The sequence below is a fragment of the Methanobacterium veterum genome, assembly GCF_000745485.1.
Classification (GTDB): Archaea; Methanobacteriota; Methanobacteria; order Methanobacteriales; family Methanobacteriaceae; genus Methanobacterium_D; species Methanobacterium_D veterum.
Genome location: NZ_KN050693.1, coordinates 366,655 through 381,503 on the forward strand (window position 1 = coordinate 366,655; position 14,849 = coordinate 381,503).

Here is a 14,849-nt window from a genome sequence, read left to right on the forward strand (position 1 = left end):
TGTATGTCTAATTACTTCAAAATTCTAATTTTGAGGGATTTTTAACAGTGTGAACGTTTACGAGTTAAATGATAAGCCGATTAAGTTAGGTTTGACATGTTTAAAAAAATTCCATCTATTAACAAGCTTACATAATTTAAATAGTGATATTTTGCACATACAATTAAACATGGAGTTTAGATTCTTATAATTATTTAATGGAGGAGATTTATTGAAACAATTTTTAATTACACCTGCAGCTGGTAAAAGGTTGATAGCAAAGGCTCTTGCAAAACATTCTGTTATAAATGAAGCTGTTAAATCTGGAACCGTGGTAATCATTGCAGGTACTACAAACGGCTACGTGGCTGAGGAGCTTTTATCCAGTATTGATCAACTGGAAGGATTTTCAAGAAAAAGATTTTTTAGGGGCATTGTACTCCCTCCTGGAGGGCCTGTAACCCGTGCTGGACGTGTAAAAGATGAAAGTGGATTCCCTGGCGATGTGATAATTAAAGAAGGCATCTGGCAGAATGGACTCACTATTTTTGACATTGTAGATGACCTTAAAGAGGGCGATGTTATACTCAAGGGTGCAAATGCCATTAATTTGCCCCTCAAACAGGCGGGTATTTATATTGGTGATCCTTTTGGGGGTACTATAGGGGCAGCACTGCAAGCTGTAGTTGGACGTCGTGTTCGACTGATTTTACCTGTTGGAATAGAAAAACGTGTTTACGGTGATTTGAATGATTTAGCGCTGCGTTTAAATGTCCCTGGAGCACATGGCCCTTGTTTGCTTCCAGTACCTGGAGAAATATTCACTGAAATTGATGCCATATCTTTATTAACTGGAGCAAAGGCAGAGCTAGTTGCAGGCGGGGGAGTAAGCGGTGCTGAAGGATCGGTTTGGATTGCAGTTAGTGGAAATGATGAACAAATAAAATCAGCAGAAAACTTACTGAATTCTGTTGCTCGTGAACCATTTTTTGAATTTTGATAGATGTTTAATGAATACGAATTTAAAAGATAATTAAGGTATTTAAAACCCTTTTTAGTTCTAATTTTTTCATTTTAGATTTATTTATTTAAATAAAGTATAATAAATTGTGTAATTATGTAATAAATTAAAAAAAGAGCTAAAAACTATATGAATTAATTTTAAGTGTTTACATTTAAACAAATATTATTTATTATTTAATATTTGATATCATATGTACTTATTATCCATATAATTTTATAAATGTCGTTTAATTAAACTTTAATTATGATATAATTCACAAATATCTTTTTTTATTATTTAAGCATGTGAAAACTAAACATAGATATGCCCAATAAAAATGATCCGTTTGAATCATTTGTTAATAAATCAAGGGGAGCAGGTTCACGTATTAATACCCTTAAAATGCGTTTTATTTCATTTCGTAACTCGGTTATAATATCTTTAATAATTTTAATTGGTTATTTATTTATTGTATTATTATCTAAGGATAAAAATTCAATGGCATGTTTCAGGGATATAGCCGGCCCTCTGATTGAACTGGTAGTAGGCTTCTGTTTGTTTTATGTAGCAAAACTTTCAATTGTCCAGGGGAAGAGAGTACAAACTTTTTGGTTAATTATAGGTATTGCTTTGCTGTGTTATGGTATAGGGGATGTAATATGGGCTATAATGGAATTAGTTCTTCATCAACAATTATTTCCTTCATTTGTGTCTATTTTTTATTTTTTATTTTATTCTTTATTTGTTTTGGGCATAATTTATCTTCCAGGAGAACCCCTTTCCAAAAATAAAAAGATCAAAATGATTTTAGATACATCCGTAATATTTATAACTGCTAGCTTTATTTTTGGAATCTTTTTTTTACCTTACATTAATTCAAGTTATGGTTTGAACAGGATGGGTATGGCTTATGCTGTGGGAGACCTTGTCCTTTTTTTGGCATTACTGAGGATATTATTCAATAATTTTAAAGGTTTTTATCGTACTCCTCTGCTGTTATTAGGTATGGGTATCACTGCTCAAATTGTAACTGATAATATTTACAGTTTTCAAGTTATACAAGGCATATCTGTTTCCGGAGGTTTTTTAAACGTAGGATGGCTATTAGCAATATTATTTATTTATTTAGCGGCTACTTTTGAAGTAGATCTTTTAATGGGCAATAAAAAATGTATGGAATTTGAATTATGGATATATACTCTTAATTTTCCACCTTATTTGCCTTTATTAACTGTGTTAATCACATATGTCCTGGTCATACTGATGAACAATAACAAAATTTCTATAAGTGGGCTGTATATTGAAGCTGCTGTTGGAATTATAATACTTTTGGCAGTCTTCAGACAGGGTATTATACTGAATGAAAATGAAAATCTTTATGCTGCGGCAAAAAAAGAGATTGAGAGCCGCAAAAAATCTGAAGAAGCGCTAAAATTAGCTAATATTTATAACCGTAGTTTAATTGAAGTGAATTTAGATCCTCTTGTTACAATTGGGCTTGATGGGAAAATTACTGATGTTAATAGTTCTACAGAATCAGTTACAGGTTATTCACGCCATGAACTTATAGGTACTGATTTTTCAAGTTACTTTACGGAGCATGATAATGCTCAAGAAGGATACAAAAAAGCTTTTCAGAATGGGTCCGTAAGAAATTATCCCCTTGAGATACAGAATAAGAATGGAAAATCTATACCTGTTTTGTATAATGCAACAACCTATAAAGATGAATCTGGTAAGATTATTGGTGTTTTTGCCGCTGCACGTGATATTACTGAGCTTAAAAAAGCTGAAGATAAACTTAAATCCTCTTTAAATGAAAAAGAATTATTACTTAAGGAAGTTCACCACAGAGTCAAAAATAACATGCAGATTATAAGCTCTTTGTTGAGCCTTCAATCTAAATATATTACCAATGATTTGACCATACAGGTTCTTAAAGAAAGTGAAGTGCGCATAAAAGCAATGGCTTTAGTGCATGAATCGATTTATCTTTCTGATAATCTATCAAATATCCCTTTTCGAAGTTATATCCAGAGACTTGTAATGGATATTATAACTCATTACAATGCCCAGTGGATAACTCCCAAATTCAATATTGAAGATATAATTTTTAATATTGAAACAGCTATCCCCTGTGGTTTGATAGTAACTGAACTGGTTACGAATTCCATTAAATATGCATTTTTAAAGGACGAAGGACTAATTAGTGTAGAATTTACTCGAGAAATGGATAAGTTAAAATTAACCGTAAGTGATAATGGAAGAGGGTTACCTGAACATTTATTACATGAGAAATCTAATTCTTTAGGTCTTTTACTTGTTGAAATGCTTGTAAAACAGCTGGAAGGTGAATTAAAAATATATAATAGGAATGGAACAACTTTTACCATTATTTTTAAAGAATTAGAATATTTAGAAAGGGTTTAAAGGCTATTTTATATAAATTTACTTTAAAATAATTAATTGATGTTTCAAATACGGTAACATTAGGTTTAAATAGTTTTATTACGCTATAAATAAAATATATAACAAATACTACTTAATGGGATTATATGACGGAATTACCTTACAGATTTACAATTGGTCAAATTAAAGAGGGTTATATTGAGCTTCATCCTGATTTTGGAGATGAGTTAGGTTCAGAAGAATATGCCGTAGTAATTCCACTTGAAGATTTTAACACATATCGAAATGAAAACAAAGTAAATACTGAAATGATATTTGAATTTTTAGAAATGGTCAAAGAAAAGAGTTTATATGATATAATGGTTATTATGAAGCAGTTAAAAGAAGAATTAGATGAATCAAAATAGAATTATTTGCTGATTAACTCTGTACTAACTTCACATTTCTTTAGATACCATAGACATTTTTCACTCCATCTGCAGTCTCCACATATATCTTTCACGTCAAAATATGTTTTTAGTTTCTCATTTGTAATTTTAAATATTTCTCCTGCTTCAAAAATAGATCCTGGAGATATATCTAGTTTTTTAAGTACCTTAAGGTCCATTGCTATGATTTTATTATTGGCCGTCAAAATCTTTGATTTTGGGGTTGAAAGAAACTTTCGAAAATCTGTCAAATCTTCGATTTTCGATGCATCGGAACGGAGTTCTGAATGCTTCGTTTCTTGAACCGCAAAAACGTTGTTTTTGCCGGCCCCGAACACTTTGTGTTCGATGGATTCCTGACTTTCTTGACATTTCTCATTGATATTGTATGGACAGCAGGTACAGATTGAATCTGTCTCTGCGACTATTTCTATTTCATGCTCAGGAAAATTTTGCAGGATTTCAATTACTTCAGCCATATTTTTGCTGAAATCTTCGCTGTATCCGTATCCCTGGAATCCCTGCATGCATAAAAGGTGGTGTGCTCGAATTTTCATTGTTTGTAAAACTCTCCAAAGGATTTGGAGCACTCAAACACGTAGTGTTTGATGGCACAAAAATCTTCGATTTTTGTTAGCCTGCAGAACTCTCAAAACCTCCTTTTTTGGAGCGCAAATCGAAGTTAGAAAAATACAAAGTATTTTTCTACATAAAAAATGGAAGATTTTTTAAGATTTGCAAGCTTCGTTTGGAACGGTAAAAATTCTAGGAATTTTTACATCTATAGTTTAAAAATAAAAAATTAGAAGATCCTGATGGTTATCAGAATATTCTCCAGTTTGCTGCTTTTTTAACGTCTACTTCTTCACCAAATGCTTCTTTAGGTGTTATTGCTTTAGTTAATGCTGCTGCCCCTCCAATCTTCATTATGTCGCCAATAACGAATGGAAGAACTCCCATTGCAAGTAAACTCCATAAAGTTGGTTGTGCACCGTTTGCAGTCATCCATAGGCTTAAACCTATTACTCCTGGAACATATAACATGATGAAGTTTGCAATAAACATCAATCCAAGCATAGATGTAAAGCTTCTTGCTCTGATGTATTTATCAGTAAAATGGCCGAGGAATAAGGACATGATAATAAATCCAATGAGATATCCTCCACTTGCACATAAAATTGCATCAAGGCCTCCTGACATTCCAGCAAACCATGGGACTCCAATTAAGCCTATTACAACATATAGGGCTTGGCTAATTCCTCCCCAATATCTGCCAAGGATAATTCCGGCCATTAACACTGCAAAGGTCTGTCCTGTTACAGGTACGGGGGTCCATGGAAGAGGTATTATTATTTGCGCTGAGATCCCTGTAATACATGCCATTATCAAAGCTAAGACTGTTTTATTTACAAATGAAGAATCATGGCGCCATTTAAAGAAGTTGTACCTCTTTTCGAAATAACTATTAACCATAGGTGTTTGCATTATTTTGCCTCCTAATTAATATCACTTTAAAAAAATATCATAATTGATATTTAAGCATATTTTACACACAATTCAAAGAATTTTGTGAACGTCAAAAAATACTGATTAAAAAATCGTGTATATTGTATATCAAAGTGAATAATACTCTCTAAATGAGTATTTTATCCCATTATTGATTAGATTTAAATATTATAAATACTTTGTTTTCATATTTTTGGGATGTAGTATAGTAATGCACTGAATTAAATTAGAAAGATATACATTTAATGCTATAAAATAATTTCTGAAATGGTTTTGTTGGTTTTATAATCAGTTATAGCACTTTATTATAAAAATGGGGGGATAATATGGTTAATTATAGAGGTATATGTGATTCTTTTTTTTAATGTGATCTAAAAACTGATTAAATTGGTGTTATGTTTTTTATTATTCATAATAACTTGAATTAAAAGAAAATATATTGATATGATGCTATACAAATTAAAGAAAAGTTATATAAATTAATATTACAAAAACAAGTTTATATGACTAATATTCACTTTTGTTGTAAATTGGTACAATTTAAATTTTGGGGCGTCTAAGAAATGAATATATATGCGTTAGTATCGCTTTTATCATCTATTTTATGTATTTTTCTTGCTAATTTTATTTATTATAAGAATACCCGGAGTAAGTTAAATCAACTAACTGCATTAATGTGTTTTATGCTTGCATATTTATTGTTCCTTGAATTTGGATACAGGCAGGCAGAAACGTATTATGTGGCTAATTTATGGTATATTGGTAGTTTTATATGGATTATATCTGCATCACTTATTTTACATGTAGTTTTAGTTGTCACTGACAGGTTAAACTCTGAAAATAAATTGAAAATTCTTTCTTTGGTATATGTTCCATCAATAATTGTTTCAATTTATTTTATTATATCTAACTTAACATCTGTGAATATGGTACGAGAATACTGGGGCTGGACATATTCTGTACAGCTTAACCCTTTACTTTTTGGTTTAAGTGATCTGTGGTTAACAGCCCTTATAGTTACATCATTAGTTTTAGCTTATTTACACTATAGAAAATCCGATACTGAGGAAAGAAAGCTGGCTAAATATCTTATTTTAGGATTATCTTTCACTATGGCGATAGGTATTGCTACTGATGTCATGTCTTCATTCTCTATTAAAATTCCTGAAACATTTTATACTGCAGCTGTTTTAGGTATAGCATTACTATGTTATGGAATTGTAAGGTATAGGCTCCCTCAATTAACTCCTGCTATGGCTGCTGATGAAATAGTTTCGGCAATGTCTAATTTTTCAGTGTTAATAGACAATGAAAATAGAATTAAAAATGTTAACAGCATAGGATTAAAATTGTTAGGCTACGGAAAATCAGAAATTTATGGAAAAGATATGAAAATGATATTTTCTGAAGATTTAAGCGCTTTTAAAGTTTATAAAGCTACAGAAAATTGTATTTCTAATTTTGAAACAATTATGAGGGCTAAAGATGGAAAAGCTATACCGGTTCTTATGTCCATAGCTCCTATTAGTTACAGTTCTCATAAATTAGGTATATTATGTGTCGGCAGTGATATAACTAAGATTCGACAGAAAGAATTACATAAAAACCTGTTAACTCAACAAATAATTGAAAGACAGGAAACTTTACTGGATTTATCCCAAAAAGATTTGTCTAACATGCCTGAAGGCCTACAAAAAATTACTGAAGCATCTTTTAAAACAATTAATGTTGATCGAGTTAGTATATGGTTATTTGATTTTGATAAAACAAAAATCATTTGTCAGGATTGTTATAATGGTAAAAGCCATGATCAAGGTTTAATTTTGGAAGCAGCAAAATATCCTCGATATTTTGAGGCCATGAAAAAATTTCATAATGTAACTGCTGCCAATGCTCAGGGTTATTATTATACTTCTGAATTAAATGAATCTTATTTTAAACCTAACGGCATCTGTTCATTGATGGATGTTCCTATATGGCTGGAAGGGGAATTAGTGGGAGTACTTTGCCATGAAACATTCAAAACTAGACACTGGAAATTTGAAGAGCAGGATTTTGTAGCTTCACTTGCAAATTTAATATCTTTAGGGCTGGAAGCTTCTAAACGTAAAAAAGCAGAGGAAGATCTCAAAGCTTCACTTAAGGAAAAAGAAATTCTTATGAAGGAAATCCATCACAGGGCAAAAAACAATTTAACAATTATATCCAGTCTGTTAAATCTGCAGTCCCGCCATATCAATGATAAAGAGGCGTTAGGTGTTTTTAGAGAAAGCCAGAATAGAGCTAGATCTATGGCCTTAATCCATGAGAAGCTTTACCGGTCGGATGATTTAAGGAAAATCGATTTTGGTGAATATATTAGGAGTTTAACTATAGAACTCTTCAATTCTTACAGAGCATCTCAAGGAATCGAATTAAATATGGATATAGCTAATATAGATTTAGATATTAACACTGCAGTTCCTTTAGCTTTAATCGTAAATGAAATTGTAACTAACAGCCTGAAATACGCGTTTCCTGATAAAAAAACAGGTAATGTATCAGTACACTTTGCTAAAAATGCCGATGAAATGCAGTTAATTGTAGAAGACAATGGTATAGGGTTCCCAGGTGACCTGGACTTTAGAAATACAAATTCATTAGGTATGCAGCTTGTAACCAGCTTAACCGATCAAATAAAAGGTAGTATTAGGCTGGAGAGAGATGAAGGAACTAAATTCATCATTGATTTTAAAGAAAAGCTTTATAATAATTGAATTTTTACATTAAATATTTTTAGATTATTTTTAACTGAAGAAATTTCATTGTAAATGATGTAAAAATTTGGAAATACAATTCAGACAGTGCTGAATGCTGTCAAAAAATGAATTTAAAATATGGTGGAAAAAGAAGTATCATATCTGGGGCATACTGGTGAGTTATACTACTGTAATGGGGATTAATTCTTCGGGATATGGCTCAAAGAAGGTTTGATTCATTAAATATTCATTATTAAAACGTATTACCCATGATTTTAAAATATTTAAACACACGAACAGTGGAAAAATGCCGTTTCTGTATTTTTCTACAGAATCTAAAAAGAAAGCTTTCTCATTATGTGTCAGTTCTTTACTAAAGTAACCCAAAGCGTGCATTAAGACATTAATATTGGCTGTATATTGGGGAGGTTCTAAAATACTGTTATGGAAAACAGTTTGATATTTCGAAATTAAATCATCAAATGTTCTTTTATCTGGATTACTAATTAGCCTTCCCATTTTTCTCATATTTTCCTGATTATGTGCCATTAAAAGCATTTTATTATTTGAATGGAATTTAATGAGTTCATTAAGGCTTCTAGATTCTTTTACTTTTCGAAAATCAGATAATATGTATAATTTGGTTAAAAAGTTTTCTCTTATTTTAAGATTTCTAAGACGGCCTTCATCTTCAACTGCAAGATATGGAAACTTTTCTAGAACTTCATTTCCAAAAAATCCAGCTCTACTTTTTGTTCTTGAATTTTCAAAACCATGATAGACTTTAACTGCTTTAATGCCGCATGAAGGAGATCTATTCTTTAAAATAAAACCATCGATGCCATTTACTTCATTCAGATATTCATCGATAAATTTTTTCATTTTATCTGTTAAATCAAGTCCCGTTGCCGGTTGATAAAGCCTTAATTCACCTTCAAGCTCAATAATTCTTATTGGATCTCTTGGTATTCCAAGACCTATTTCAACTTCAGGGCATACTGGGTAAAAATCAACATATTCATTAAGTTTTTCAACAAAATTGCTTTTAATTATAAGTCCATTATATCTACAGGCTTCAAAGCCTATACATTTACTTACAATTACCTTGGGTTTTACAAATTTTCTCAAGATATAACCTTCTACACTCAAAATAAAAAAATTAGGGTATTTTAGATATTTAAAAGGTACACTGTGTAAGTTAAGTAAGAGGCAATAGTTACCCATATTATGTAAGGTAAAAGGAGTATTCCTGCGGGTTTAGATATCCTGTAAAATGCAATGATTGTTGCAAGTATCGCTATCCATAAGAACACTATTTCAATTAGCCCTCCAAGCAACGACTGTAATCCAAAGAATATAACTGACCATAAAACGTTTAAAACAAGCTGTACTGCAAAAATAATGACTGCAATTTTAACATCTCTTCTCCAAAGACCTTTACGCCATACAAGGAAAAGTGCGATACCCATTAATATAAAAAGAGTTGTCCATACAGGTCCAAACACCCAGTTAGGCGGTGCCCAATCTGGTTTTATAATGGAGGCATACCATGTTGGTATAGAAGACATTGTGGCAATGGAGCCTATGAAACCTGCAATTAACGGAATTAATATGGATACTACCAGTTTTAAAATTTCTGATTTTTTAAGGCTTTCCATTATTTACACTCCTTAGAATTTTAATTATCTATTAATAATTATATTGTTTTTAATAATAGATAGTTTTTACTGTTTTATGGTGTACATTTTTGAATATGTACAAAAAATGAAATTAAGTTTATATGGATTTTCTTATTAGAAGGAACAGTGGAACTGAGGCAAGTTGGGCTATCATAGAAAAGATAACCAGATAAAAGATGGAGATATCATATAAAATTCCCATAGTCAAACTGCCCATAAACCAGAAAGCTCCGAAGATAGTATTAAAAACTCCATAAGCAGTCCCACGCCTTTGAACCGGTGACATTCCTGCAATTGCTGCCCTCATTATAGATTCTTGCGCCCCAAGACCTATACCCCACAAAGCTATTCCTATCAATGCTGAATAGAAACCTCCTAAAAACACAAGAGGTGCAAAGAAAGCGGAAAGAACAGCGACAACTATCATAATGGAAAGGCCTATCTTATCAAATAAGCGGCCGAAGACAAGTGCAGCAAGGGCATCTACTCCCATGGCAATAGCATAAAATACGGGAGTTAAACTGTCAGATACAATAATCGAGTTTTTGAAATGGAATGCTATGAGCGGAAAATCAACAAAACCTAATGCAATTAGAGCTACAGCAGCCATGTATATCCAGTAAACATGTTTAAATCCTTTAGTTTCAAGTTTTGGAGTTTTAATTTCCAGTTCATGGGGATTTGGATAAAGAAAACGTGACACGATCAGCACACTTAAAGCTAAAACTGCAGGTATTATGAGAAATGCAAAACTAGTCTGGTAACTACCATTTAAAAATAAAACCGCCGCAACTATGAGTGGGCCTATTATAGCTCCTATCTGATCCATTGCCTCATGTAAACCGAATCCCCATCCCTGCCCAACTTCTGAACATGCATGTGAAAGCATTACATCGCGGGCAGGAGTACGAAAAGCTTTTCCCATTCTCTCTGTAATTAAAAGAACAGCGGCAATTTCCCAGCTCCCTGCAAGTGCAAGGAGCGGTACAGCAAGTAAATTTATAAAATATCCTGTGATTGTTATTGCCCAGTATTTGCGGGTTTTATCACTTAGATATCCAGAAACAAGACGCAGGGCGTAACCAATAAATTCTCCAAAACCTGAGACAAACCCAACTACAACTGCGTTTGCCCCTAACATTGCAAGATAAGGTCCAGTTATACTTCGAGCACCTTCATATGTCATATCTGCAAGAAGGCTCACTATACCTAATAAAATAATGAATTTTAGAGCATGACCCCTTAAATTGTTTCTATCTTCAACTGGTGTTGACCCATTATTCATCAATGTTTTATTTTGCAGTTTATTTTATAAGAATATTAAGTAGATACTCCTCAAAATGAGTGCAAAGTCTTATATTTGAGCACTTTTATATAAAGTTAGCATTCCTCATATTTTGTAATTTTCATTAAATTAATGGGGGTACCTGTTGATGAATTTGATTATAATTTTAGAAAATAAAGAAAAGGAAAATATCTAGTATTTTCCAGTTTTAAATTTGAAAGTGTACACTGTTGCTAACGTGTTGCTTGCACTGTCTTTTACTGCTGATGCTGGAATGTAAACTGTGTAATAGGAATAGCTAAGTCTTTTGCTATTGGTTTTAATGTAGAGTGTGTTTCCTGAAATTGTTTTGCTGATTTTTACTGCATGTCCATACTTATCTTTAACTGTGATTTTGGACCAGTTACTGCTTATTTTAATGCTTTCACTGAATTTAACTGAAATTTTACTTGTTCTTGAAATTCCAGTAGTGCCTCTTTTTGGTGAAGTTGAAGTTATTTTAGGTGCTGTTTTATCAATAGTGTAAGTCTGTGTGTAGATTGGCGATTTGTTTCCTGCTTTATCCACTGCTATAAACTTCAAAGTAGTTGTAGATGTAACGCTTAATGGTCCTGTGTACTTGGTGCTTGAAGTAGTTGGTGTAGTCCCATTTTTAGTGTAGTAAATAGTTCCAGGTTCGCTCATTGAAATTATAATGTTCTTATTAGTATTGTATAGTCCTCCTTTGAGGTTAACACTTGCTGTAGGGGTAGTAGTGTCAATAGTGTAATTTTCAGTGTAAATTGGAGAGGTGTTACCTGCTTTATCTACTGCAATAAATTTCAACGTGGTTGTACCAGTAATGCTTATTGGTTCTGTATACTGAATACTGGCTGTAGTTGGTGCAGTTCCATTTTTAGTGTAGTAAATGATTCCGGATTCACTCATGGTTAATGTAATGTTTTTAGTAGTGTTGTATAACCTGCCCTTAATATTGGCATTTGCAGTAGGGGTTGTTTTATCAATAGTGTAAGTCTGTGTGTAGATTGGCGATTTGTTTCCTGCTTTATCCACTGCTATAAACTTCAAAGTAGTTGTAGATGTAACGCTTAATGGTCCTGTGTACTTGGTGCTTGAAGTAGTTGGTGTAGTCCCATTTTTAGTGTAGTAAATAGTTCCAGGTTCGCTTATGTATAATGTAATTTTTTTACTGGAATTGTATATTCCTCCTGTTGCATCAGCGATAGCTGTAGGTGGAATCGTATCTATAATATATTCTTGAGTATATACCTGTGAAGAGATCCCAAATTGATTTACTACAAAGTATTTTAGAGTTTTAGAAGTTGTTATGTTAATTGGACCTGTATATTTGGCACTACTTGTAGATGGTATGGTCCCATTGGTAGTGTAGTATATAGTTCCCACTTGATTTGAAGTGAGAGTAACAGTCTTTGAAGTGTTATAAATTTCGCCTTTAATATTTGCAGAAACTATCAAATCTTCAATAGCATAAAATGTACCGCCTTCGCTTCCGAAGTAGAGTGTTCCATCTTTTGCAATAGCTGGGGATGAATCTATTGAAAAGTCAGTGTGATATAACCACTTGAACGTACCGTTAGGATTAAGGGCGTATAAAATACCATTAGGCATTGCACCATCATCTGCAACATATATAGTCCCGTCTGCCCCTATGGTTGGGGAAGGATCTAGAGGTCCTTGAGTAGTGTAATTCCATTTTTGTGTTCCATTACTGTCTAAAGCATACAAAACACCATATGGTTCATAAGTGATTGAGTTATGGTAAGTAACTCCCACATAGATGGTTCCATTGCTACTAATTGCAGATGGTGAATTTATCATGCCATTAAATGATTTACTCCATTTTTTGGCTCCATTAGAATTGATAGCATATAAAACTGCATAGTTTGTATCAGTATCATAGTCATAATGTTGACTTGTAATATATATTGTTCCATCTGATCCAATAGTTGGAGATGAATACTCTAGGTTAACGTTTGTAATGCTGTATACCCATTTTTTTGTACCGTTGGGGTTGATTGCATACAAGTAACCATAATCTATATCATTATATGCATCATAATACCCACTTCCAATATATATTATTCCATTCAACCCTATAGCTGGGGAGGATTCTATACCTCCGTTAGTTTCATAGCTCCATTTTTTGGTTCCATTGGGATTGATAGCATATAAAAAACCAGTGATTGTGTCAGTATCAGAATCATAGTTCTGTCCTCCAATGTAAATGGTTCCATCATTCCCAATAGTTGGAGATGAACTTTCTATACTGGAGTTTGTTATAGCATATGCCCATTTTTTGGTTCCATTAGGGTTTAATGCGTATAAAATACCTCCTGATTCATAAGTAGTTTCATTATAGTAATTAGACCCGATGTAGATAGTCCCATCGGCACCGATGGCCGGAGATGAGTGGGTATTAATAGTATCATTATGCCATTTAACTGTGCCGTTAGGATTCAAAGCATATAGGCCAGTGTATCCTCCAATGTAGATTGTTCCATCACTACCCGTAACTGGAGAAAATAGATAATCATTTGTTAAGTTATTGATCCACTTTGTAGTATTGGTCGATGGCCCATTATATTGTGATTGGCCGGTGTTCTGAGTATCGTGCTGATATTTTGGTTGTGAACTATTAGTTAGGCTTGTTGCTGATGCTGTGCTGCAAATTACTACTGAAAAACTAAGTGCTAATATTAAAAATATTACTTGTTTTTTCATTCTCTTTTTCACATCCTTACATTTTTTCATTTAAAATAAATGATTTTAATTAATTAACTATTGCTTGAAATTTAAGAAAAATAATATTTAATTTGCCAGAATGGTAGTTGATACTAATTTACAATGTGTAATGAATGCTGCTTCAGATTTTCCTGGAGGATAACATGTAATTAATAGTAATTTTGCATCTCCACTTTGGGCAAATGTTAATGGTTTCTTTTTGTAGTTCCATCGAATATCGTTACCATTTGAGGTAACGATATATACATATTTTCTATGGAGCAAATAATCAGTTATTATTACTTCATCTCCAGCTTCAAGAGAGCCTAGTTTACTAAATAGCCCGGAATATTTTGTTCTATGACTTAAAAGCCCACATTCTCCGCTTTGCCCTGGATTAACACTTTGAGAATAATGGTACACAGTATTATAGCCGTTTACAGTATTAGAACGAATTTTTCCAGTTATTCTCATTTTTGGAATCATCAATATGTATCGATTTCCCGGGATTTTAGTTATCTGATTTGATTCATTGGTGGAATTTATATCTATGGAGGTTTGACTGATATTTGCCGCATTATTTATGTTAATATTTAAAATAGTAGTTAGATTGTTATTTAACTCAGTTAGAGTATTATTTGGATTTACAGTCAATGAATTAATTAAATTATTATTTAGGATATTAGATAAGTCCTTATTTTCTTGAGGATTTGATAATGCATCACTTGAATTAGATGCATGACTTTCTTCAAAATTAAATACAATAATGGCTGAAAGAACTAAAACACATGCTAATACAATAATTAAAGGTAAAATTTTATTTTTTAACATCAAATCACCATTTTGAATGCATTATTTTATTTATTTAAGTAATAAACATATTATTTGGAAAAATAGAATCAGAATAATATTTTATTTTTATATTTAAATCCTATTTGGTGTTTTTTTACTTATATTACATATTATATTTCAAATATTAACTATGAAATTATTATTAAATATTACTCTTGTAATTAAATCATAATTTAAAGTTTTCTATTTTTATTATATTTATTTAGGGTATTTTTTACATTTGTGACG

Annotated in this window: 11 protein-coding genes; 4 read left to right on the forward strand and 7 right to left on the reverse strand. The window is 32.1% G+C overall.

Features of this window, described 5'->3' with window-relative positions; translation table 11 throughout:
• Positions 1-211: 211 nt before the first annotated feature.
• From EJ01_RS11960 to EJ01_RS11970, 3 genes are all read left to right on the forward strand, one after another.
• Positions 212-979 (forward strand): hypothetical protein, encoded by a 768-nt coding sequence (locus tag EJ01_RS11960; RefSeq protein WP_048080918.1) that lies wholly within the window; start codon positions 212-214, stop codon positions 977-979.
• A gap of 501 nt (positions 980-1,480) precedes the next feature.
• Positions 1,481-3,412 carry a sensor histidine kinase gene (locus tag EJ01_RS16665; RefSeq protein ID WP_211253435.1) on the forward strand — a complete coding sequence of 644 codons (1,932 nt, stop codon included), beginning with the start codon at positions 1,481-1,483 and terminating at the stop codon, positions 3,410-3,412.
• Between the two features lie 125 nt (positions 3,413-3,537).
• Entirely contained in the window at positions 3,538-3,798 is a 261-nt protein-coding gene (locus tag EJ01_RS11970; RefSeq protein WP_048080917.1) for a hypothetical protein, read from the forward strand.
• 2 nt (positions 3,799-3,800) lie between these two features.
• Here the strand turns inward: EJ01_RS11970 and EJ01_RS11975 are convergent, their stop codons facing one another.
• Positions 3,801-4,376 (reverse strand): DUF1284 domain-containing protein, encoded by a 576-nt coding sequence (locus EJ01_RS11975; protein WP_048080916.1) that lies wholly within the window; start codon positions 4,374-4,376, stop codon positions 3,801-3,803.
• A 265-nt stretch (positions 4,377-4,641) separates the two neighbouring features.
• Positions 4,642-5,304, reverse strand: coding sequence for a biotin transporter BioY (locus EJ01_RS11980; protein ID WP_084689211.1), 663 nt, complete (start codon positions 5,302-5,304; stop codon positions 4,642-4,644).
• Positions 5,305-6,008: 704 nt separating this feature from the next.
• Here EJ01_RS11980 and EJ01_RS16670 point away from each other — a divergent pair.
• Positions 6,009-8,081, forward strand: a complete 2,073-nt coding sequence (locus tag EJ01_RS16670; protein WP_052376136.1) for a histidine kinase dimerization/phosphoacceptor domain -containing protein — start codon at positions 6,009-6,011, stop codon at positions 8,079-8,081.
• Between the two features lie 162 nt (positions 8,082-8,243).
• Here EJ01_RS16670 and EJ01_RS11990 read toward each other — a convergent pair whose 3' ends face one another.
• From EJ01_RS11990 to EJ01_RS17850, 5 genes are all read right to left on the reverse strand, one after another.
• Positions 8,244-9,191, reverse strand: coding sequence for a YbgA family protein (locus EJ01_RS11990; RefSeq protein ID WP_048080915.1), 948 nt, complete (start codon positions 9,189-9,191; stop codon positions 8,244-8,246).
• 41 nt (positions 9,192-9,232) lie between these two features.
• Positions 9,233-9,721, reverse strand: a complete 489-nt coding sequence (locus EJ01_RS11995; RefSeq protein WP_048080914.1) for a TspO/MBR family protein — start codon at positions 9,719-9,721, stop codon at positions 9,233-9,235.
• A 118-nt stretch (positions 9,722-9,839) separates the two neighbouring features.
• The gene (locus tag EJ01_RS12000) at positions 9,840-11,027 is read right to left on the reverse strand and encodes an MFS transporter (RefSeq protein WP_048080913.1); all 1,188 of its coding nucleotides are present in this window, start codon (positions 11,025-11,027) and stop codon (positions 9,840-9,842) included.
• A 192-nt stretch (positions 11,028-11,219) separates the two neighbouring features.
• A complete protein-coding gene (locus EJ01_RS16675; RefSeq protein WP_052376138.1) occupies positions 11,220-13,769 on the reverse strand; it encodes a chitobiase/beta-hexosaminidase C-terminal domain-containing protein in 2,550 nt (849 codons plus the stop codon).
• A gap of 87 nt (positions 13,770-13,856) precedes the next feature.
• Entirely contained in the window at positions 13,857-14,600 is a 744-nt protein-coding gene (locus EJ01_RS17850) for a class E sortase (protein ID WP_052376140.1), read from the reverse strand.
• Between the last annotated feature and the right edge of the window lie 249 nt (positions 14,601-14,849).